Genomic DNA, 21,773 nt, shown 5'->3' with positions numbered 1-21,773 from the left:
GGACCGCCATCGGCACACGACCTACAGAATCAATAAGAAATGAACATCCGAGAACGCAACCACGGCGACGATCTGGCCTTGGTGGATATCTGGCTCCGCTCGGTACGTGCCACCCATACTTTCCTTTCCGAAAAGGAAATCCAGGCCATGTACCCACAGGTGCTCAACACCTACCTGCCATCGGTGAGGGTCTGGGTCTGCGAGGACGATGCCGGCGAGGTGGCCGGCTTCATGGGCCTGGCCGGCAACAAGGTCGAGATGCTGTTCGTCGATGCCAACAAGCGCGGCAAGGGCGCGGGCCGGCGCCTGCTGAATTTCGCGCGCTCGCTGCACGGCACGCTGCTGGTCGACGTGAACGAGCAGAATCCGCAGGCGCACGGCTTCTACAAGCACTACGGCTTCGAGGACGTGGGCCGCTCGGCCTACGACGACGCGGGCCGTCCGTTTCCCATCATCCACATGAAGCTGCCGGGCTGATCGCTGCCCGGCGTTCGGGCGCTCGGGGCGTTCAGGGCTGCTGCGGCTCGTGCCGCGCGCGCCAGGCCTTCAATGCGTCCCGATAGCGGTCCATGGCTTCGTCGTAGAGGTCATAGACGCAGGGGATGCAGCCGCTGTGGCAGCATTCGTCGGGCGCGGGGCGCTCGGGCGCAACGGGCGGCGGGTCATCGGCGGGCACGGCAACGGGCGTTGCCGTGGCGCGGCCGGCGCCGGATTTGCCGGCAGTGGATTTCCTGGTGCTCATCGCGCCATGTTAGCGCCGCGCGGCTGGCGGCTCACACGCCTTCCAGCCTGCGCCAGTCCACGCGCCGGATTTCGTAGCAGACCTTGGGCTCGGGCGTGTCGCCAGTCATGCCGACGTAGCGCAGCCCGGTCTTTTCCATGACCCGCTGCGACGCCACATTGGACCGCAGCGCCACGGCGCCCAGCACATCCACCGGCAGCAGACGGAATCCCAGCGCGATCAGCGCGCGGGAAATCTCCGGCGCAAACCCCTTGCCCCAGCAGTCGGGATGCAGCGCATAGGCCAGCTCGACGCCCGCGCGGCCGGGCGACGTCGAGGCTTTCAGTCCCGCCCGGCCCGCGGGCAAGCCGGTGTCGCGGTCTTCCAGCACGTACATGCCGTAGCCGTGCTCGGTCCAGTGCACGATGTTCTGCGCCACGTAGCGGCGGCTGGACGCAGCGTCGCGCGTGCCGCCCATGGACTGCATCAGGTCGGCATTGGCGTGCATTTCGATCATGAACGGCAGATGCGCCTGCGACATGCGGCGGGCGCGCAGGCGCAGGGTCTGGAAATCGTCGGGAAACTCGGCGGACGGCATGGTTGTCGAGAGCGGTGGCGGACCTGCCGATCATACCGGCCCGGACGGCGCCACGCACTCCAGCCTAACCCTCATCCGCGCGGCCCGCTCATTGCGGCGGATAGGCCCGCATGGCCGCGGGCTGGTCGGCCTTGAGCGCATCCAGGATGCGCTTGCCGACGCGGCCATCCTGCGGCAGGTTGAGCCGCGCCTGCTCGGCGCGCACCGCGTCGCGCGTCTTGGCGCCGGGAATGCCGTCGGCCACGCCGATGTCATGGCCGCGGCCGTAGAGCTGTTCCTGAAGCTCCTTGATCTGCGCCCGCGACAGGCCGGGATCGTCGGTGGGCCAGGCGGTCGCGAGCGCCGGGCCGCCCTGCAGGCGGTTCAGCAGCAGCGACACGGCCAGGCCGTAGCGGCGCGACTGGTTGTAGTGCAGGATGGCGTCGAAGTTCACGGTGGCCAGGAACACCGGGCCGCGCGCGCCGGTGGGCGCAAACAGGTACGCCTGCTGGTCGTTGCCCGAAGGCAGCTTCAGCACCGAGCCGTCGCCCTGCTTGACGCCAGCCTGTGCCCATTGGGCGATGGTGCGGCGGTCTTGCGAGCCGACGTATTCGGCGTCGGGCTCGGGCGGAATCGCGGCGGCCAGTTCGGCGGGCACGCGCACCTCCACCACGGCCGGCAGGCCGTGCGTCCACTGGGCGCGGCGCTTGCGCAGGTGGTTGGCCGTGGAGGCCAGCGCATCGGGCAGCGAGTTGTAGAGATCGATGCGGCCGTCGCCGTCGCCATCGGCGGCCAGTTCGTAGAACGAAGTCGGGATGAATTGCGTCATGCCGAAGGCGCCGCTCCAGGAACCGACGAACTTGTCGGCGGGCACGGTGCCGTCGCGCAGCAGGCGCACGGAGGCGTAGGCGTTCTTTTCCCAGAGCGTCTTGTTCTCGGTGCACGCGCGGGTCAACCACGCGTTGAGCACGTCGGTCTTGCCGACCTGGCGGCCGTAGTTGGTTTCGATGCCGAAGATGGCGACCAGCGTGGCGGGATCGACCTGGTACTGCTGGCTGATGGCGCCAAGCTGGGCGCCGTACTTGCCCAGCACGGCCTTGCCGTCCTGCACACGCTCGTCGTCCACCGTCTTGGCGATGTAGTCCCACCAGCTTTCACGGCCTTCGGGCTGGCCCTTGGCCGAGGCGACGGTCGTGGGCAGCAGCGTGGCGTTGGCGGTGTACTTGTCCCAGTCCGCGACGGTCAGGCCGTTGGCCGTGGCGCCCTTGCGCAGCTTGTCGATGCACGCCTTGGTGTCGAGTTCGGTGGGGACGATGACAGTGGGCGCGGCGGCCGCAGCCGCGGGGGCCGCAGCGGGCGCTACAGGCGCGGCTGCCGGTGAGGTTGCGGGCGTGGCTGCGGCTGCGGGCGCAGCCGCAGCGGCCGGGGCCGGGGTGTCATCGAAGCTGCGCTTGGGCTTGAGGACCGGCTGCGGCTGTTCCGGCGCGGGCGTCTGGACGCGCGACCCGGTCGCCGACCCGGGCGACTGCGCCTGCGCGGCGCCCGCGGCGCCGGCGCTCAACGCAGCGGCCAGCAGCACGCGGGAAAAGCTGTCGATTCGAGGACGTAGGGAACTCTGGCGCATGGCTTTCCTGAAAAATCGAAGTCAGCCGGGATCGTACCGCGACCGGCGGCCGAAATCGAACCGGCGCCGGGCCCGGCGCGGCTCAGGCCGGCGCGAATCCCGCGGGCGGCGCGCGCAGCACGCGCCGGCACAGCGCCATCGCGATCAGGCTGAACAGCGCAAAGCCGCCCATCTGCCCCAGCATCACCCCTTCCGGCCCGCCCAGGCGAGCGCCCACCCAGACGAAGGGCACGGTGCCGATCGTGGCGCGCAGCCAGCCGATGACAGTTGAATACGTGGCGTATCCCAGGTTGTTGAACACGGCGATCGACACGAAGAACAGCGCATTCAACGCCCAGGCAAAGCTGCCGTAGCGGCAGAAGAAGACGATCAGGTCGCGCCCCGGTCCGGTGACCCGGAAGATGTCCGGCATCCACGGCGCCAGGATCGCCAGCCCGACCGCCGCCGAAAACCCGTACAGCAGCGCCCAGCGCGCCGCCAGGCCGGCGGTCTGCCTGACGCGGTCCCACTGGCCGGCGCCCAGGTTCTGCCCGAGGATCGGCCCGATGGCGCCGGGCAGCACGAAAAACAGCGAATACGCGAGTTGCAGCAGCCGGTCCACGACCGTGGCGCCCGCCAGCACGCTGGGGCCGAAGCTGGCATACGTGGACACGGTAAAGATCACCGCCGCCGGCGTGGCCAAGGTGGTCAGCGCGGCCGGCAGGGCGATGGCGCCGATCGCGGCCAGGTGCTCACGCAGTTGCTCGACCGCCGGCCACGCGACCAGGCGGTGCCTGCGAAACACCAGCCAGGCGCCCAGCGCCACGGTGGCCAGGCGCCCCGCGCCGCTCGCCCATGCGATGCCCACCATGCCGCCGTCCAGCACGAAGATGACGATGGGATCGAGCACGGCGACCGTGCCGGTTCCCGCCAGCAGCACCCACATGGATTGCCGTCCATGGCCTGCCGCGCGCAGCAGGTTGGACAGCATCATGCCGATGCCCATGACCACCGCGAACGGCGTGGTGATGAGCACATACGACAGCAGATGCGCGCGCACGTCCTCGGCCAGGCCGTTGGCGGCGGTAAACGGACCGATCGCGGCAAGAAACACCGCGCCGGCCGCCAACGCGGTGGCGGCCATCAGGATCAGGGACGCGCCCGCCAGCGTGCGCGCCCGGGCCGCGTCCTGCGCGCCCAACGCCCGCGACACCAGGGCCGCGCCGCCCACCGTCACGCCGATGCAGACGGCGATGATGGTGAACTGCGTCATGGACCCGAATCCCACGGCGCCCAGCACCGCCTCGTCCTCCAGCGTGCCCAGGTACAGCAGCGACAGGAATTCCACGGCAAACACGGCCAGCATGCTTGCCCAGCCGGTCAGGACCATCTCGAGGACGTGCCCGCCGAGCGGGCCGGACACGAAGCGGGCGTGCTGCGCGGTCGCGTTCAAAGGGAATCGCTATTTCGCGGACGCGGACGCGGGCGCCTGCCGCAACGCCTCAAGACGCTGCGCCGCCAGTTCGTAGCCCTGCGCCGCGGCCGCCTCGTACCAGCGCAGCGCCTCCTTCATGTCGTAGTGCTCCATGATGAGGCCCTGCATGTACTGGGCACCCGGGTTGCCGCGTTGCGCATCGGCCAGCAGCGCGCGGTCGGCCATGCCGTCGAGGCGCGGCGACTCGCCGTAGATGTGCACGTCGCCGCCCACCGGATGTCCGCCCAGCTCGCGCAGCGACGGCGGCGTCTGGTCAAAGAGCTGGCGCCAGAACAAGGCCACCAGCACGACGAACAGCGCGAAGAAGAAAGTCCAGGTGAAAAGTCGCTTTGCGGTCATGAGGCACTCGGTGATGGCAGGCGCACGCCTGCGCGGTTGAAGATTTCAAGCGGGGTCGGCGGCGGGCGCAAACCAGTATTGGAACAAATCGCTGTCGTTGGTGTACCAGGGCAACAGCATGCCAAGGGTGTCGGACTCGCGCTGCACGGTCACCAGCAGGCCGCCCGCCTCCTTGCGCAGGATCGCAACGTGGCGGCGCACGCCGATGGATTCATGCTGCCGCCAGTCCTGGCGCACGCTGACCCATAGACGCCCTTGCGTGCAGCCCGCCACGCGCTGGACCGTGTCGCGGGACGGAAGGCCAGCCTCGTCCGCCGACGCGGGCGGGATTGGACCGGCTTGCCGCAACGGCAGGCGCCCCACGGCCCGCGCGCCTTGGCCGTCCAGCGCCAGCACGTCCCAGCCCGCCGCGGTCCGGGAAAACGACACGGTGGCTTGTGGCGACGCGCGCCAGGGCGTGGGCGTCTCACGCAGGCCCGGCAGGTCCAGGGGGTAGGCCAGAAAGTCGCGCAGGTCGGCAAGCGATGCCGATCCGGCCTCCCCCGACCGGCGCTCGCCCTGCGCGCGGTAGGTACCGGCCAGATCAGGGCATTGCGCCGTGTCCGCGGGCAGGGTCACCAGCGTGCCTTCCTTGAATGGTGGCCATTTCACGGCGACGCCGTCCACCCGGGAGACGCCGCATGCGCTCAACGTTGCTGCGGCCAACACGGCGCCCGCGCATCGGATTGCACGTTGCGCGCGGCGCATCCTGGCATTCATGGCTTGTTCCTCCCGTTGCAGACCGATGCATGATCGCCGGCTGGCCGGCGGGCGAGGAACTATATCCGACTCCCGCAATGCCGCGGCCCGCGCCGCAATCCCGGACACACGGAAAGCGCATGGTCCGCGCCGGGCAAGCCGGACTGTACTACGATGCGCCAACCGCCCATGCATGCGCCCAGGCCGGTGGGCCAGGCATCCGCGCGCAGACATCAACACCGGCTGGCCGCGCCTGCGTCCGGCCGGGCCTTCCTTGCGACAACCCAGAGACCAGACATGAACCAGCCGAACGTTCCTTCGCCCTCGACCCCGCAGGACGCCGCCGCCCCGCCCTACGGCGCGGCGCCCCGGTCCGGCGCGCCGGACGGCCGCAGGAAGGTCACCGTCAGGACCATCGCCGACATGCGCCAGGCCGGCGAAAAGATCTCCATGCTGACCGCCTACGATGCGACCTTCGCCGCGGCCGCCGATGCCGCCGGCATCGACAGCATCCTGGTCGGCGACTCGCTCGGCATGGTCTGCCAGGGCAAAACCAGCACGGTCGGCGTGTCGCTCCAGGACATCGCCTATCACACGCAGTGCGTGGCCCGCGGCCTGGACAAGGCGAACGGCCACGCCTTGCTGGTGGCGGATCTTCCTTTCGGGTCCTACCACCAGTCGACCGACCAGGCGATGGCCTCCGCCGTGCGGCTCATGGAGGCGGGCGCCCATATGGTCAAGCTCGAGGGCGGCGGCTGGACCACCGAGATCGTCCGGTTCCTGGTCGAGCGCGGCGTTCCGGTATGCGGCCATCTGGGACTCACCCCTCAGACCGTTTCCGCGCTGGGAGGCTACCGCGTGCAGGGACGGGACGACGACGGCGCCGCCCGGCTCTTGCGGGACGCGGGCGAGCTCGACCAGGCCGGCGCCTCGATGCTGGTGCTGGAAATGATCCCGGCCCGATTGGCCGCCGAACTCACGCGCGCGATGACGTCCTGCGCCACCATCGGCATCGGCGCCGGCTGCGGCACCGACGGCCAGGTGCTGGTCATGCACGACATGCTGGGGCTCAACCTTGGCAAGATGCCCCGGTTCGTGCGCAACTTCGCGCAAGGCGCCGACGGCATCCAGGGCGCGTTCGCCGCCTACGTGCACGACGTCAAGGCAGGCGCGTTTCCGGTGGACGCGCAGCACGCCTGGTAGGCGGCGCGTTGCCAAGCGGCGGGCACCGGAGAATAATCGGCACATCATCCCTGTCGCCCGCGCCATGACACCGTTCCGAGGCAAACTCCGCATCCGTCACCTGGAAATCGTGCTGACCGTCTCCGAACTGGGCAACCTGTCCAAGGCGGCCGCGCAGTTGCACAGCACGCAATCGGGCCTGTCCCGCGCGATCGCCGAGATCGAGGAACTGGTGGGCGCGCGGCTGTTCGAGCGCACCGCAAAGGGAACGACCTGCACGCCGCTGGGCGACGCCATGTGCCGCCACGCGCGCCAGCTTCTGACCGGTTTTCGCAAGGCAGAGGTCGATCTGGCGGCGGTCTCGCGCGGCGATGAAGGCAGCCTGACGGTGGGGTGCTTCTCGATGTTCGCGGGCTGGCCCGTGGCGCAGGCGGCGCGCGACTACCGCGAGGCCCATCCGCGCATCACGCTGACGATCGAGGTCGGCACGCACGAGCGCCTGATCGAGGACCTGGACACCGGCGCGCTGGACGTGCTGATCAGCCGCTTTTCGTCCACCGTCAATCCGCAGATATACCGCTCGACCACCCTGCTGGAGGATCCCGTGGTGCTGGCCTGCGCCCCGCAGCATCCGCTCGCCCGGCAACCCGGCGTCACCCTGGCCGACTGCGTGTCCTACCCCTGGATCACCGCCCTGCCCGGCAGCCGCATCCGCGGCGAGCTCGAACTGTCCCTGCGCCAGGCTGGCCTGGCGATTCCGGATATGATCGGCGTCCTGTCGCTGGAATTCGGCCGCGAACTGCTGCTGGACGGGCAATACCTGTGGATGCTGCCCGGCAGCGTCGCGGCCGTCCGGCAGGCGCGCGGCGAACTCGCCGTGCTGCCGGCGCGGCCCGCCCTGCGCAAATCACCCCTGGCCGCCATCTGGCGGCGCGACCGCCCCAGCACGCGCCAGGCGCGCGCCTTCGCAGCCCAGCTCGAACGCACCATCCAGGCTGACGGCATCGCGCTTGCCGCCTGAGCCGCGCGCCGTCTTCCGACCACGCACCTTCTTTTTACCGGAGCTCCCATGTACGACTGGCTCAACGCATTGCCCAAGGCGGAACTGCACCTGCACCTGGAGGGCACGCTCGAACCCGAGCTGCTATTCAAACTGGCGCAGCGCAACGGCGTCGCGCTGCCCTGGCCCGACATCGAGGCCCTGCGCGGCGCGTACAACTACAACAACCTGCAGGAGTTCCTGGATCTCTACTACATGGGCGCGGACGTGCTGCGCACCGAGCAGGACTTCTACGACCTGACCTGGGCCTACCTGCTCAAATGCCGCGAACAGAACGTGGTGCATACCGAGCCCTTCTTCGATCCGCAGACCCACACCGATCGCGGCATCCCCTTCGAGACCGTGCTCAACGGCATCAGCCAGGCGCTCGACGACGGCCGCAAGCAACTCGGCGTGACCAGCGGCCTGATCCTGAGCTTCCTGCGCCACCTGCCCGAAGAACAGGCGATGCGCACGCTGGACCAGGCGCTGCCCTACCGCGACGCGTTCATCGCGGTGGGCCTGGACAGCAGCGAGCAAGGCTTTCCGCCGCGCATCTTCCAGCGCGTCTTCGACCGCGCCCGCGCGCACGGATTGCCGGCCGTGGCGCATGCGGGCGAGGAAGGCCCGCCCGAATACATCTGGGAAGCGCTGGATCTGCTGAAGGTGCTGCGCATCGACCACGGCGTGCGCGCGGCCGAAGATCCCAAGCTCATCGCGCGGCTCATCGACGAGCAGATCCCGCTGACCGTCTGTCCGCTGTCCAATACCCGCCTGCGCGTGTTCAGCCACATGCGCGAGCACAACATCCTGTCGTTGCTGGACGCGGGCGTGAAGGTCACCGTCAACTCCGACGATCCGGCCTACTTCGGCGGCTACGTCAACGAGAACTTCCACGCGCTCTACGAACACCTGGGCATGTCGCAGGCGCAGGCGCAGGCCCTGGCGGACAACAGCCTGGACGCGCGTATCGCCCGATAGCCTGCATAGCCATGCGCATTGCGCATGGCTATGTTCAAAACCGGAATGCCCGGCGCGGCGCTTTCCTCCCTACCATAGTCCGGCGGCTGCGGCGCCCGCCACGGCCGGACGATGCACAACAATGCAAGGGGGAAGCTCATGCGTGAATGCGTGAAGGCAACGCTGCGGGATGGCACGCTGGTCGGCGTGCGCGAGGGCGGCGTGTGCCGCTATGGCGCCATTCCTTATGCGCAGGCGCCGGTGGGCGACCTGCGCTTCGCGCCGCCGCAACCCGCGGCGTGGCGCGGCGAACTGGACGCCACGGGCACGGGGACCGTCGCGCCTCAGCTTGCGTCGCGGCTGCGCGGCGCCATGGGCGACTTCGACGCCCAGCAATCCGAAGACTGCCTGCACCTCACGGTCTGGACGTCGGCGGCCGATGGCAAGCGCCGCCCGGTCGTCGTGTGGCTGCATGGCGGGGCCTGGCAGAGCGGCGGCGGCGCCCTGGACTGGTACGACGGTTCCCGCCTCGCACAGCGCGGCGACGTGGTCGTCGTGGCCGTCAATTACCGGCTCGCCGCGCTGGGCTGGCTCTACGTGCCGGGGCAGACAGCCAATGCCGGCCTGCTCGACCAGGAAGCGGCGATCGACTGGGTGTGCGCCAACATCCAGGATCTGGGCGGCGATCCCGAGCACATCACGGTCATGGGCCAATCGGCGGGCGCATCGTCGATCTGCGCCATGCTGGCGCGCGCGCCGCGCTTCTCACGCGCCATCCTGCAGAGCGCCGCGCTGGGCCGTGGCTTTCGCAGCGCGCAGCAAGCCGATGCGCTGGGGCAGGTCTTTCTGCGCGCCGCCGGCGCCGATTCGCTCGCCGCGGCGCGCGAGCTGCCCGTTTCCGCGCTGTTGGCGGCGCAGCAGGCGCCCGAGGTCGTGCAGGCGCTGCGGGACGAAGGCAGCAGCCGCAGCCTGTTCGGCCCAGTGCTGGACGGCCAGGTGCTGCCTCAGGACATCGCACCGGCGCTGCTGAAGGCTGCGGGCCGCGCCGACGTATTGACGTGCTACACGCGGGACGAGATGGCCGCCTTCCCCGACCACGGCACGGATGCCGCAAGCCATGAAATGGGCGACGCGGTGTTCGGCGCGCCATCGCGGCTGTGGGCACGGCAGGCCGTCGCCCAGGGCCGCGATGCCTGGCTGGCACGATTCGACGTTGCGCCCACGGACCGTTTCGGCGCCTGCCACTGCATTGAACTGCCCTTCGTGTTCGGCTCCTTGCGGGCGTTTGCCGACGCCCCCATGCTGGCCGGCCTGTCCGCCGCGCACGGCGAGCAGTTGGAAAACCGGACACAGGCCGCATGGCTGGCGTTCATCCGGGGCGAGGCGCCGGACTGGCCCCAGGCGCCGCACCTGCAGATCCTGGCCTGAGGCGACTCGCCAGCCCGAGGCGCCGGCCTTGCCGCCGCGCCTTCTCAACAACGACACAAGGGGAATTCCATGTTCAAGCAAACCGCATTCGCACTTACGCTCGCGCTGCTGATGCCACTGGCCGCCACGGCCGCCTATCCCGAAAAACCCGTCAAGATCATCGTGTCCAATCCACCCGGCGGTCCCGTGGACGTCATGCTGCGCGTCCTCGCCAGCAAGCTTGGCGCGGCCTGGGGCCAGCCCGTGGTCGTGGAGAACCGGCCTGGCGCGTCGGGCATCATCAGCACGGGCGCGCTGGTGAAATCCGCGCCCGATGGCTACACGCTGGGCATGGTGGTGGCATCGTCCGTCACCATCGTGCCTTTCGCGGTGGACAGCCTGCCGTTCGACACGCAAAAGGACCTTCAGCCGATCTCACTGGTGGCGCGCACGCCGTTCATCTTCATCGTGCCCAAGGACAGTCCGCTCAAGACCTGGGAGGACTTCGTGCGCGAAAGCCGGGTGCGCAACCTCAGCGTGGGCTCTTTCTCGATCGGCACCGCGTTTCATCTGGTGTGGGAGCAGACGGCGCGCCGCGCCGACATCAAGGCGCTATACGTGCCCTCCTCGTCGTCCGGCAAAACGCAAAACGACCTGATTGGCGGGCAGCTCGACGTGGCCCTGGACGCGCCGTCCAGCTCCAGGGGCCTCATCGACAGCGGGCGCCTGCGCGCCCTGGCGATCACCAGCCCGCAGCGCTTCGGTGGCCTGCCCGACACGCCCACGCTGAAGGAGTCTGGCCTGGACTATGCGCCGCAGCCATGGATCGGCCTGATGGGCCCGGCGGGCATCCCCCGGGACCGCGTCGCGCAGATCCAGAAGGACGTGGCGGATATCCTGAAGGACCCGGCGATGAAAGCGCAGATGGAAACCCTGGGCATGATCCCGATCGGCAGTTCTCCCGAGGAACTGGCGGCCACGATAACGGCGGACCGCGCCGAGATGGGGCCGCTCATCAAGGAGCTGGGCATCCGGCTGCAGTGACGGGAAGCGCCGCGCGCCAAGCGGTCCTGCGGGCATCCCGCATTGACGCGCGGCCGGCCGCTCGCCTACAGTGGCCGGCAGCCTCGCGCGGCGCCCGCCGCGCCGCGCTTTCGAACCGCCTGCGGTCCGTCCGCCGGCCCAACTTTCCGGATACCCATGAACAGCTACCGTGTCGGCATCGCCGGCTTCGGCGCCATCGGCCAGGCCGTGGCGCAATCCCTGGATGCCGGGCTGCCCGGCCTGACGCTCGCCGCCGTCGCGGTGCGCGATCCCGCCGCCCCGCCCGCCTTCTCCTGGAACAACGGCGCGCCTACGTTCACCACCCTGGACGCCCTGGCCGACCATTGCGACGTTGTCGTTGAATGCGCCCCGGCCGCCGTGTTCCGCGACATCGCCGAACCCGTGCTGCGCGCCGGCAAGAAAATGGTGGTGCTCAGCTCCGGCGCGCTGCTGCGCCACGAAGACCTCATCGACCTCGCGCGCCAGCATGGCGGCCAGGTCATCGTGCCGTCCGGCGCCATCCTGGGGCTCGATGCCATCACCGCCGCGGCCGAAGGCGTCATCCATTCCGTCACGATGATCACCCGCAAGCCGGTGCGCGGCCTGCTGGGCGCGCCCTACCTCGTCGACAACAACATCGACATCGAAGGCATCACCGAGCCGCGCCTGATCTTCCGCGGGTCGCCGCGCGAAGCGGCCGTGGGCTTTCCGGCCAATCTCAACGTGGCGGTCAGCGTGTCGCTGGCCGGCATCGGGCCGGACCGCACCACGCTGGAAATCTGGGCCGACCCCTCGCTGGAGCGCAACCTGCACCGCGTCGAAGTCGTGTCCGACGCCGCCTCGTTCTCGATGGAAATCCAGAACATCCCGTCGGCCAACCCCAAGACCGGCCGCATCACCGCGCAAAGCGTCGTTGCCGCCCTGCGCAAACTGACCGGACCGCTGCGCGTCGGCACCTGAGCGCGCTCACGACGTAGAAATGGCCGCGGGAAGCGGCCGGTTTCATCCTGCGACGGCCCTCAGGCCGCCGCGCGCTGCAGGGTGTCCGAAGCGTCGGCTCGTCGCGCCGCAGGCATCGGGCCGACCTGCCAGCGGCCCGCGCCCTGCAGGTCCAGCCGGTGCGTATGAAACCCATCCAGCGTGCTGCGATGCCCCACGCTGACCAGCATGCAGTCCGGCAAGGCGCCGCGCAGCAGGCTGTACAGCATGTGCTCCAGGCCTTCGTCGGTGGCCGACGTTGCCTCGTCCAGGAACACGATCGCGGGCCGGTTGACCAGCACGCGCGCAAAGGCGATGCGCTGCTGCTCGCCCAGCGACAGCACGCGCGACCAGTCCTGCACCTCGTCCAGTCGCCCGGCCAGGTGGCCCAGGTTGACCTGGCGCAGGGCATCGGCCAGGCGCGCGTCGTCGGCCGGCTGCGCGAGGCCGGGGTACGCGACCGCGCCGCGCAGGTCGCCCAGCGGCAGATACGGGCGCTGGGACAGGAACAGCGCGGACTCGCCCTGCGGCCGCCGCACGGTACCCCGCGCATACGGCCACAGGCCCGCCAACGCACGCAGCAGCGTGGTCTTGCCGCTGCCCGACGGCCCCTTGATCAGCAAGGCCTGCCCCGGATGAAGCTGCAGGGTCAGGTCTTTCAGCAGAGAGGCCCCGTCCGGGCGCGACACGTCCAGGCCTGCGATGTCCATGCCGTCGGACTTGGCCTGCGTCTGCACCTGCGGCAGCGCGCGCGCCGCCTCGTTGGCATCCAGGAATCCGTTCAGGCGGTCCAGCGTGGCGCGGTACTGCGCGAACGCGTCATAAGAACTGCGAAAGAACGACAGCGACTCCTGCACCTGCCCGAATGCCTGCGAGGTCTGCATCACGTCGCCCAGCTTGATCGCGCCGCTGAAGAACCGCGGGGCCTGCAGGATGAACGGAAACACCACGGCGATCTGGCTGACCGACAGGTTGAAGCCGTCGAACTTCAAGCCCCGGTACACGCGGGCCCACAGGTTGGCGATGTAGGACGTGAAGCGGGTCCACAAGGTGGCGCGCTCGACTTCCTCGCCGCGATAGAACGCGACGTTCTCGGCGTTTTCGCGCAGGCGCACCAGCGCATAGCGGAAGTTGGCGGTCAGGCGCTCGGACAGGAAGTTCAGCTTGATCAGCGGCCGGCCGATCTTGAACGCGAGCCAGGTCGCGACGATGACGTAGAGGTAGACCACGAACACCATGGCGCGCGGAATTTCCACGCCGCCCAAGGACAGCGGCCCGGACAGGCCCCACAGGATGGCCGTGAAGGCGACCAGCGACACGATGGCGCTGAGCGCGCCGATGGCGAGCGTGCGCGAGCCGGTCACGAACTGGGCAATGTCCTGCTCGATCCGCTGGTCGGGGTTGTCGACGGGCTCGTCCAGAAAATGGCCGCGATAGTAGGCGCCGTTGCCCAGCCAGTCGCGCGTCAGGCGTTCATTCAGCCAGACCCGCCAATGGATGTCGAAGGCCTGGCCCACGTAGCTGTCGGCCAGGCTGCGCACCACGTGCACGGTGGCCAGCACCGCGAAGATGCCCAGAAAGCGCCAGAAGGCCACCTGGTCCAGCGCCTGCAGCGAACTGTAAAAGCCGTTGTACCAGAACGAAAACAGCACGGTCATGCGCACCGCGAACATCGCCAGGAACAGCAGCAGCGCCAGCGTGAGCAACGGCCGCCAGGAGCGGCGCGGCGTCAAATAGGGCCAGGCCAGGCGCCAGAACTTGCATCCCCAGACCGTGGTGCGCGCCAGCACCAGAGTGGCCAGCGCCAGCGCGACGGCCGACATGCCAAACGCGCGCGCAAGCCACCAGGCGCTTTCCGCAAGTTGCTGCTGCCAATTCAGATCCATGAGCCGGAACCCCACCAAGACGTTCCCGGTTAGACCCCATGGTCATGCCAAGTTCCGGCCGGAGGGTGCCCTTAAGCCTGGCTTAAGTCTTTTTGAATGAAGTTGAAGGCAGGATGAAAGGAGTTCGGCGCATCACCCCCGCTGCCCCAGGTCGAGATTGGCAAACATGTCCGCCAGCGTGGGCACGCTGCGCGCGGGCCAGATCGCGCTCAGGTCGAAACTGGGCAGGCGTTCGCCGTCGCGCACTTCGCAAAAGCGCACGCCGCGAAAGTCCATCGACCGGATCCAGCTTGGCAGCAGGGCCACGCCGCACCCGCCCGCCACGCAGGACAGCACCGTCAGCGTGCGGTTGGCCTCCTGCGCCACGTGCGCATCGTGGCCGCCCTTGCGCATGGCGTCCAGGATTTCCGCATAGAAGTTGGGCAGTTGCGACTGCGGGTACATCACCAGTCCCGCCTGCGCGATCTGCGCCATGGACACCTGGCCGTCGGCGCCCAGCTCGAATTCGTCGGGCACCGCCGCGACCAGCCGGTCGCGCAGCAACTGGCGCTCGCGCATGCGCCCGCCCACCGCCACGGGCGTGTGCATCAAGCCGATGTCGATCTCTCCGGTCTGCAGGGCTTCGGCCTGTTCGGCGTTGCTCATCTCGCGCAGGATGATGCGCACGCCGGGCGCCTGCCTGCGCATCTCGCGCAGCGCGCGGGGCAAGGTGTCGAACAGCGCCGAGGACACCAGTCCGACCGTCAACTGGCCCGCGCTGCCGCGCCCGATCTCCCGCGCACGCCGGGCCGCGGCGTCGATGCGCGCCACGCTGGCGCGCACGTCCTCCAGGATGGCCTGCGCGGCGGGCGTGGGCGTGGTGCCCTGGCGCGAACGCTCGAACAGCCGCACGCCCAGGTCCTTCTCCATGCGGGTCAGCGCCTGGCTCAGCGCGGGCTGCGCGATGCCCAGCCAGTCCGATGCGCGGCTGACGCTGCCGTGGTCGACCACGGCCAGAAAGTACCTCAGGTGCCGGGTTTCCATATCATTTCAATATATAAAATTCGATTTTCCAGAATGGAAAACTATACATCGACTTCCTAGAATGCCGACAAAAGAGCATGACAAAGTGCATCGCCGACTCTGAACCGGCATGCAGAACGAGGAGACCGATTTGCCCTCGCCCATTCCAGGCGCCGTCGACACCCACGCGCACGTCTTTCACCAGGGACTGGCGCTTGCCGACGCGCGCCGCCACACGCCCGACTACGACGCGACGCTGGCCGAATACCTGGGCCTGCTGGATACGTACGGCCTGACCCATGGCGTGCTGGTCCAGCCCAGCTTCCTGGGCACCGACAACCGCCACCTGACCGAGGCGCTGCGCGCCTGTCCCGCCCGCCTGCGCGGCGTGGCCGTGGTGGCGCCGGACGTTGCCGAATCCGAATTGCAGTCCCTGTCCGAGGCCGGCGTGGTCGGCATCCGCCTGAACCTCATCGGGCTTGAGCTGCCCGCCCTGCAGACGCCGGCCTGGCAGACGCTGCTCGCCCGCGTCAACGCGCTGGGCTGGCATGTGGAAGTGCACCTGCAGGCGGCGCGCCTGGACGGCGTGCTGCCCGCCCTGCTGGCGGCCGGCTGCCGCATCGTGGTGGACCATTTCGGGCGCCCGGATCCGGCGCTCGGCGTCCTGGACGCGGGCTTCCAGTACCTGCTCAAACAGGCGGACAGCGGCCGCGTCTGGGTCAAGCTGTCGGCGCCTTACCGCAACTGGACGGCCCCGGCCTGCGCCGCGTCGGGCCGGCTTGCCACGCAGCAGCTCCTGGACGCCTACACCCCTGAAAGACTGATGTGGGGCAGCGACTGGCCCCACACCGAACACCGCCACCTCGCGTCCTACCCCGCGGCCACGCAGTGGCTGGACGCCTGGATCGACGACCCCGCGCAACGACGCGCCGTGCTTGCCGACACGCCGTTGCGGCTATTCCAATTCCAAGGAGACACACCATGAACCCTCTCTTCAAACGCCTGGCGCGCCGCAGCGCCCTGTGCGCCGCGGCGGGCCTGCTGGCCGGCGCGGCCGGCGCCGCGCATGCCGCCTACCCCGAGCGCGCGGTGACGCTGGTGGTCACCTATCCGCCCGGCGGCACCGTGGACGTGGTGGCCCGCCTGATCGGCCCGAAGCTCGCGGCCGAACTCGGCCAGCCCGTCGTCATTGAAAACCGCGGCGGCGCGGGCGGCATGATCGGCGGCGCGGTGGTCGCCAAGGCCAAGCCCGACGGCTACACGCTGATGCTGGATGCGTCCAACCACGCCCAGAACCCCGCCCTGCACAAAAAGATGCAGTTCGACACGCTGGCGGACTTTGCGCCCGTGTCGCTGCTGCTGCGCGTGCCCAACGTGCTGGTCGTCACGCCCTCGTACGAAGTGAAGACCGTGGCCGACTTGATCAAGCTGGGCCAGCCCGGCGCCAAGGAGCCGGTGTACTTCGCCTCCGCGGGGCCCGGTTCCGCCCAGCACCTGGCGGGCGAACTGTTCAACCTGCTCGCCAAGACCCAGTTGCAGCACGTGGCCTACAAGGGCGGCGGCCCGGCCATGATCGACGTGATGTCGGGCCAGGTCCCGGTCATGTTCGCCAGCATGGGCTCGGCCTGGCAGCACGTGAAGAACGGCAAGCTGCGCGCCGTGGCCGTCGGCGGCACGCAGCGCTCCAAGACCGCCCCCGACCTGCCCACCATCGCCGAGTCCGGCGTGCCGGGCTACGAAACCTATGAATGGAATGCCGTGTTCGCCCCGGCCGGCACGCCGCCGGCCATCGTGGACCAGGTGTCGCAGGCGCTGGCCAAGGTCCTGAAGGACCCCGCCATCGCCGAACAACTGGCCGGCATCGGCGCCGAGCCCATCGGCTCCACCCCCGCCGAACTGGACACGTTCCGCCGCGCCGAGATCGAAAAGTGGCAGCGCGTCGTGAAGGAAGCCGGACTGAAGCTGGATTGAGTACTGCCGGGCCAGCACGGCCCGGAGACCGCGTAGCCGGTTTGCGGCGCTCCTTGGGGCGCCGTTTTTTTTGGGCCGCGAGCGCGGGGCTATCATGGCGGCTTGGACAGCTTTACCGCAGGAAATCGCAGGATGGACAAGATCCGGCTCGACAAATGGCTTTGGGCGGCGCGCTTCTACAAGACGCGCAGCCTGGCCTCGCAGGAAATCGGCAAGGGCCGCGTGTTCGTGAACGGGCAGCCCGCCAAGCCCGCGCGCGAAGTCGGCGCGGGCGACGTGGTCGCGGTGCGCAAGGAAGATCCCGCCGTGCAGGTGCGCGTCGTGGCCGTCAGCGGTGTACGCGGGCCCGCGCCGGTCGCGCGCCAGCTCTACGAGGAAACCCCGGAAAGCATCGCCGCGCGCGAGCGCGCCGCGGAAATGCGCCGCCTCGCGCCGGAGCCCGCGCTGGGCATCGAGGCCGGGCGCCCCACCAAACGGGACCGCCGGCTCATCGACCGGATGCGAGGGGAAGGCTGATGAAGCGCAGCGCCGCCGGCGGCCTGGTCTATTCCACCGAGTCCGGGCGCATGTGCCCGCAGTGCCGCCAGCCCATCGCACAATGCCTGTGCCAGGAGGCTGCGCGCGCGACGCCCGCCGGCGACGGCGTGGCGCGCGTTTCCCGCGAAACCAAGGGCCGGGGCGGCAAGAGCGTGACGCTGGTCCGCGGCCTGGCGCTGGCGCCCGACGCGCTCAACGCCCTGGGCAAGCAGCTACGCACCGCCTGCGGCTCGGGCGGCACCGTCAAGGACGGCGTGATCGAGGTGCAGGGCGACCACTGCGACCGCATCCTCGACGCGCTCGCCAAACAAGGCCACCGCGCCAAGCGCGCGGGCGGCTGAACCGGAACGACCCGAGATGATGGATATTCCCGTGACCGATGTCGCCAGCTGGCACGCCCATGTGTACTTCGACGCCGCCACCCGCGACGCCGCGTTCGCGCTGCGCGAACGCGTGGTCGACAGATTCGGCGGCAAGATGGAAATGGGGCGCTTCCATGAGCGCCCCGTGGGCCCGCATCCGCAGTGGAGCTACCAGATCGCCTTTGCGCCGGAACACCTGGCCGAGATCGCGACCTGGCTCACGCTGAACCGCGGCGCGCTCGACGTGTTCATGCATCCGAACACCGGCGATGCGCTGCGGGACCACCGCGATTGCGCCGTGTGGATCGGGCGCAGCCATGTGCTGAATCTGGCGGCGCTGGGCGGGTGACGCTGGGTCGGAAAAAACCACCCGCTCGTAGCCGGTTTATCACATTACACCGTCTCATTAGTTCCGGTCCGCCTTTAGAAGAACTCAAGCGCACGTTTCTCCAGCAGCCTGCAAGGCAAGCGGCGGTCGTCCTAAATAAGCAGGCTCGCAGTTGAGTTCGTTCCTGCCAAGAATCGGGACGGCTTTTTTTGTCCGCTTTCGCCCCCTCCTCCGTTTTCGCCCCCACAAAAAAGACACGCAATTGTTGATTGATGGCGTGCACCTGCCATACAAATTCTCGAATAAGGGCAGTATCGGCTGGCTTACCCACCAAATAATTCTCCCGCGCAATCCGTAGAATTCTGCGACTCTGCCGCGTGCGGCGCGAACCGCGCAATCCATCGAGATTCATTAATTCAAAATACTCGGTGAATAATGGTTCAGCGCATATCAGGGCAAGGCTGCACCAACCTTAGAACCATAAGATGCTGACCATCACTGACGAAGACAAGCACCTGTCCCTCCCTCTTAGCGGCCGCGATCCGTTGGGAACTCAGCCCATCTGGCAGCACCGCGCTCGTGACGTAGTTCCCCATCTGACCGCAGCCAGCCGACGCGCGGAGGGATTCCATATCCTGTTGGTTGCACTTGCGTGGTGGCCGGAATACGCAAGGCAATTCAACGCCTCAAAGAATGATCTGCCCAATTTTTTCATCCTGCTTGAACAGGCATTTGCACGGGCGTGCCGCACCGCGGAGATAGACTGGCTCCTTCCCGGCAGGCAGAGACTATATTCCGGAGCGCCAGGTCTGTGGATAGGCTTAGGCCCAGAGGCCCGCCTGCTCGATAACCAATCCGCCAACGGCGTCTGGGGCTTATATCGAGGGCCCGCGAAGCAGGCTGGCTTGATCACAGACGATAATCACATCGCTTCGGAAAGGCTGCTGCACGACATCCGCAGTAATTCACTGTTCATCAAAGATCTCTTCAGAGACATAGCGAAATTATTGCAGTCGCCTGCTGGGTTGCGCCTGTCGCTTGCAATAAGGAAAAACCATCGCCTCGTCGTCAGTTTTTCTGAACTCGTCAGGCGGCTGCCGTTCAGGGGACTCATCAAGAGCACATTCGTAACTCCAACGGACTCCCAGATAACTATCGACGTCGCGTCGCTTACGCTCACCCATCCTGCGACCGACATCGCTGAATTCGTCAAACAGGCGATCGCGCAGCTTCCCCAGCACAAAGAAACACTCACGAACATTGTTCGCTGTGAGCAGTTCTTGGCGACCCTCGACGCCGCCTTTGAATTCATTTGCTGCTCGGAATACACCGATTTGCGCCTGGTCGCCGCCGACATCCCGATCAACCTGAAACATCTGAGCGCCGCCAGCAACCTATTCCGCCAGTCAGGATCCTATTCGAACCTCGCCGCAAAGCGCGTGGAAGCACTGTTGAGCTTGAACTTGGACAGCAAGCTGGAGTTTGTCAAATCACTAATCGAACATCACGCCAATATCAGCCGAGCCCGACGCGTCGCTCCCTGGATATCCATCGAAGAAAACGGCAGGCTTGATTGCCGTCTGTCGCTCGATGCTCCCGCAGACTGGAACCTAGTTCCCGCCCAGGCTTGGCGATATACCTACTATCTGGGCGCGCTCAGTGATCTGCATATTCAGCTTGTATCCAAGGGAAAAAAATGAGCCTGTTGATCCGCGAGAGGCTCGCCTCCGTAGCCAAGGTCTTTGAAAAGCTCGAAGTCGCGCTATTTACGAGCTTCAATTTCAACGGCGATTTCTTCGAACAGAATGTACTTCCCGCGCTTTTCGGCGTTGAACCGCACGTGCCCCGCACAACGCGTAACCAGCAGGTGCATCGCGGGTTGCTGCAGACACAGGTCGGCGTGTTTTACGACCCTTCCCAATTGAAGGCCAGCCGCGAGCCGTTCCGCTACACGCAATACCCTGTTCTCGTGCCAGGAAGCCTGTTTCATCCCAAGAACATTTTCTTGATAGGACGTGATGCTGCGGGGACTCGGTGGCTATATGTCGCATCGTCGTCCGCCAACCTCAGCCTGTCCGGGTGGGGCCGAAACTGCGAAGGATTCGCTGATACTTGGGCGCATGCCCACAGCGAACAACCGGCGGAAGCGACCAAGCAATTCCTCGGCTGGTTGAAAGAGCAGGTAGGAAATGAAGTGGCCAACGACCCGCTTGGACAAGCACTTCATGCGCTCGAAGGGCTGCAAACGCGCAGAAGCAAGATGGCTCCGCATGGCGCCGATGGCGCGGATTCGACTGACCGGCGGGGCGTTAGCCTTTACTTCTCCCCAATGCACCGTTCAATGTGGGGCTTTATCAACGAAAAATATGGAGCAATATCTTCGCTTCGCGCGGCATCACCCTACTGGGGGGACGCAGAAGCGAGTGCGGCGGCGTTGGCGGGCATTCCGGTTTCACTAGTGGCGTCGCCGGCGCCGAAACAATTTATCCGAACCAATCTGGGCAAGGATACCGTTCAAGCGTTCGCGCAAGAAGACCACCGTCCGGACCTGCAGAAATGGACCGCGAAAGCGGGCCGCTTCTACCATCTCAAGCTGTATGAACTTTGCACGCACCACGGAATAGTCACCGGCGTCGGTTCCTGCAACTTCACGCAACGCGGCCAATTCTGGCTGGACAATGCCGGAGCTCGCGTCGGCAACGTGGAAAGCATGCTGTTTGATCTTGCCAAGTTCGAATGGCCGCCGACGGAGACATTGCCCGCCCAAGATCTTCCACCGACCAGTACTGATGAAGACGCCCCCCAACCGTGGCCCTTCTACGTGTTCGTTCAATATGACTGGAAGACCGCCCAGTATTCCTGGAAGCTGCAAGGCGAAATAGGGCAAGACTCCGTGGAATTGCAACTCGCCCGCCACCTTGCCCCTGTGCTCGTGTCGGCCAAGCAGTCCAAAGGAAAATTGAAAGCGGATCTGAAGGCGGATACCTTTCACCTCATTTGGCAAGAACACCGGCTGGAAGGCGCAGTTACCCAAGTCAACCTGGACAACTCCACGCGCCAATACGGAAAGCCGCTTAGCACCAACGACATTCTGGACGCCTGGAAAACGCGCACGGATCCTTCCGACGATGGACACGACGACGGCGGCGATACGCAGGAACCCGGCGACGAAGACGATGAAAAGGAAAAAAAGTCTGGCTCCGCCGCGGAATCCGATCCGTCCGCCGACACATTCGATTTCTTCCTCTTCTTCCAAGCAGCCAAGGCCTTTCGAATTGAACTAGAAGAGGCCGGCGACCGCCAGGATCGCATTCTCGACTTGCTGGCGGGAAGACCTGCCAGCGTGCGCGCATTGGCCATAGCCGTCCAGAATGGCAGTTTCCCGGGTGCCGCCAAATTAGTTGTGCTCGGAGAATGCTTGGCCCTGATCGCACCATTTCGACGACTGATCCCAATCGCTGCAATAGAGCGTGCGCTCAAATCCGAATTCAAAGCGCTCCAACGTGAGGTCGCTGTGGATCTGAAGGATGAATTGCGCGTCAGGAAGCTGGCGGACAATAGCGACAACATCCTCGACTGGTACATGACGAGACTGAAGAAGTAG

General features: G+C 67.1%; 22 protein-coding genes. 14 read left to right on the top strand and 8 right to left on the bottom strand.

The genetic code is table 11. The annotated features are described in order from the left end of the window. The first annotated feature begins 39 nt into the window (after positions 1–39). Positions 40–477 (top strand): acetyltransferase, encoded by a 438-nt coding sequence (locus ACZ50Q_RS10705; protein WP_464081479.1) that lies wholly within the window; start codon positions 40–42, stop codon positions 475–477. Positions 478–508: 31 nt separating this feature from the next. Here ACZ50Q_RS10705 and ACZ50Q_RS10700 read toward each other — a convergent pair whose 3' ends face one another. From ACZ50Q_RS10700 to ACZ50Q_RS10675, 6 genes are all read right to left on the bottom strand, one after another. Then, positions 509–742 (bottom strand): oxidoreductase-like domain-containing protein, encoded by a 234-nt coding sequence (locus ACZ50Q_RS10700; protein ID WP_076520248.1) that lies wholly within the window; start codon positions 740–742, stop codon positions 509–511. Between the two features lie 31 nt (positions 743–773). After that, positions 774–1,319, bottom strand: a complete 546-nt coding sequence (locus tag ACZ50Q_RS10695) for a GNAT family N-acetyltransferase (RefSeq protein ID WP_076520247.1) — start codon at positions 1,317–1,319, stop codon at positions 774–776. A gap of 88 nt (positions 1,320–1,407) precedes the next feature. After that, complete coding sequence (locus tag ACZ50Q_RS10690) at positions 1,408–2,922, bottom strand: lytic murein transglycosylase (protein WP_464081478.1); 1,515 nt, start codon at positions 2,920–2,922, stop codon at positions 1,408–1,410. Positions 2,923–3,004: 82 nt separating this feature from the next. Next, the gene (locus ACZ50Q_RS10685) at positions 3,005–4,354 is read right to left on the bottom strand and encodes an MATE family efflux transporter (RefSeq protein WP_464081477.1); all 1,350 of its coding nucleotides are present in this window, start codon (positions 4,352–4,354) and stop codon (positions 3,005–3,007) included. A gap of 9 nt (positions 4,355–4,363) precedes the next feature. Continuing rightward, the gene (locus ACZ50Q_RS10680; protein ID WP_464081476.1) at positions 4,364–4,735 is read right to left on the bottom strand and encodes a sel1 repeat family protein; all 372 of its coding nucleotides are present in this window, start codon (positions 4,733–4,735) and stop codon (positions 4,364–4,366) included. A gap of 45 nt (positions 4,736–4,780) precedes the next feature. Then, positions 4,781–5,386 carry a hypothetical protein gene (locus ACZ50Q_RS10675; RefSeq protein WP_464081475.1) on the bottom strand — a complete coding sequence of 202 codons (606 nt, stop codon included), beginning with the start codon at positions 5,384–5,386 and terminating at the stop codon, positions 4,781–4,783. Between the two features lie 384 nt (positions 5,387–5,770). Between ACZ50Q_RS10675 and panB the strand changes: the two genes are divergently transcribed. The 6 genes from panB (at position 5,771) to ACZ50Q_RS10645 (ending at position 12,065) form a co-directional block, all read left to right on the top strand. Continuing rightward, positions 5,771–6,676: a 3-methyl-2-oxobutanoate hydroxymethyltransferase gene (gene panB / locus ACZ50Q_RS10670; protein WP_464081474.1), complete on the top strand. Its 906-nt coding sequence runs from the start codon at positions 5,771–5,773 to the stop codon at positions 6,674–6,676. A 64-nt stretch (positions 6,677–6,740) separates the two neighbouring features. After that, positions 6,741–7,676, top strand: a complete 936-nt coding sequence (locus ACZ50Q_RS10665) for a LysR family transcriptional regulator (protein WP_464081473.1) — start codon at positions 6,741–6,743, stop codon at positions 7,674–7,676. A gap of 48 nt (positions 7,677–7,724) precedes the next feature. Then, positions 7,725–8,675, top strand: coding sequence for an adenosine deaminase (locus ACZ50Q_RS10660; protein WP_464081472.1), 951 nt, complete (start codon positions 7,725–7,727; stop codon positions 8,673–8,675). Between the two features lie 150 nt (positions 8,676–8,825). Further along, positions 8,826–10,082: a carboxylesterase family protein gene (locus tag ACZ50Q_RS10655; RefSeq protein ID WP_464081471.1), complete on the top strand. Its 1,257-nt coding sequence runs from the start codon at positions 8,826–8,828 to the stop codon at positions 10,080–10,082. 69 nt (positions 10,083–10,151) lie between these two features. Further along, the gene (locus tag ACZ50Q_RS10650; protein WP_464081470.1) at positions 10,152–11,105 is read left to right on the top strand and encodes a Bug family tripartite tricarboxylate transporter substrate binding protein; all 954 of its coding nucleotides are present in this window, start codon (positions 10,152–10,154) and stop codon (positions 11,103–11,105) included. Positions 11,106–11,261: 156 nt separating this feature from the next. Continuing rightward, positions 11,262–12,065: an aspartate dehydrogenase gene (locus ACZ50Q_RS10645; protein WP_464081469.1), complete on the top strand. Its 804-nt coding sequence runs from the start codon at positions 11,262–11,264 to the stop codon at positions 12,063–12,065. A gap of 59 nt (positions 12,066–12,124) precedes the next feature. On the opposite strand, the gene ACZ50Q_RS10640 is transcribed toward ACZ50Q_RS10645, so the two are convergent. Both ACZ50Q_RS10640 and ACZ50Q_RS10635 read right to left on the bottom strand, forming a co-directional pair. Continuing rightward, complete coding sequence (locus ACZ50Q_RS10640) at positions 12,125–13,969, bottom strand: ABC transporter ATP-binding protein/permease (RefSeq protein ID WP_464081468.1); 1,845 nt, start codon at positions 13,967–13,969, stop codon at positions 12,125–12,127. A gap of 132 nt (positions 13,970–14,101) precedes the next feature. Then, positions 14,102–14,992 (bottom strand): LysR family transcriptional regulator, encoded by an 891-nt coding sequence (locus tag ACZ50Q_RS10635; protein ID WP_092580064.1) that lies wholly within the window; start codon positions 14,990–14,992, stop codon positions 14,102–14,104. Between the two features lie 109 nt (positions 14,993–15,101). Between ACZ50Q_RS10635 and ACZ50Q_RS10630 the strand changes: the two genes are divergently transcribed. The 7 genes from ACZ50Q_RS10630 to ACZ50Q_RS10600 all read left to right on the top strand — a co-directional run bounded on the left by ACZ50Q_RS10630 (position 15,102) and on the right by ACZ50Q_RS10600 (position 21,773). Continuing rightward, entirely contained in the window at positions 15,102–15,956 is an 855-nt protein-coding gene (locus tag ACZ50Q_RS10630) for an amidohydrolase family protein (RefSeq protein ID WP_464081467.1), read from the top strand. After that, positions 15,953–16,942, top strand: coding sequence for a tripartite tricarboxylate transporter substrate binding protein (locus tag ACZ50Q_RS10625; RefSeq protein ID WP_464081466.1), 990 nt, complete (start codon positions 15,953–15,955; stop codon positions 16,940–16,942). The genes ACZ50Q_RS10630 and ACZ50Q_RS10625 overlap by 4 nt, the downstream gene beginning before the upstream one ends. A 132-nt stretch (positions 16,943–17,074) precedes the next feature. Continuing rightward, a complete protein-coding gene (locus tag ACZ50Q_RS10620) occupies positions 17,075–17,458 on the top strand; it encodes an RNA-binding S4 domain-containing protein (protein ID WP_076520232.1) in 384 nt (127 codons plus the stop codon). Continuing rightward, on the top strand, positions 17,458–17,820 hold the full coding sequence (locus tag ACZ50Q_RS10615; protein WP_464081465.1) for a translation initiation factor Sui1: 363 nt from the start codon (positions 17,458–17,460) through the stop codon (positions 17,818–17,820). The genes ACZ50Q_RS10620 and ACZ50Q_RS10615 overlap by 1 nt, the downstream gene beginning before the upstream one ends. 16 nt (positions 17,821–17,836) lie before the next feature. Next, positions 17,837–18,190, top strand: a complete 354-nt coding sequence (locus ACZ50Q_RS10610; RefSeq protein WP_464081464.1) for a DOPA 4,5-dioxygenase family protein — start codon at positions 17,837–17,839, stop codon at positions 18,188–18,190. Between the two features lie 464 nt (positions 18,191–18,654). Then, positions 18,655–19,869: a hypothetical protein gene (locus ACZ50Q_RS10605; protein WP_464081463.1), complete on the top strand. Its 1,215-nt coding sequence runs from the start codon at positions 18,655–18,657 to the stop codon at positions 19,867–19,869. Further along, positions 19,866–21,773, top strand: a complete 1,908-nt coding sequence (locus ACZ50Q_RS10600) for a hypothetical protein (RefSeq protein WP_464081462.1) — start codon at positions 19,866–19,868, stop codon at positions 21,771–21,773. Before ACZ50Q_RS10605 ends, ACZ50Q_RS10600 begins: the two co-directional genes overlap by 4 nt.

The organism is Achromobacter sp. T5-5 (assembly GCF_055397965.1).
The sequence above is the reverse complement of the archived record's forward strand: the minus strand, read 5'-3'. Positions and strand labels throughout refer to the sequence as shown.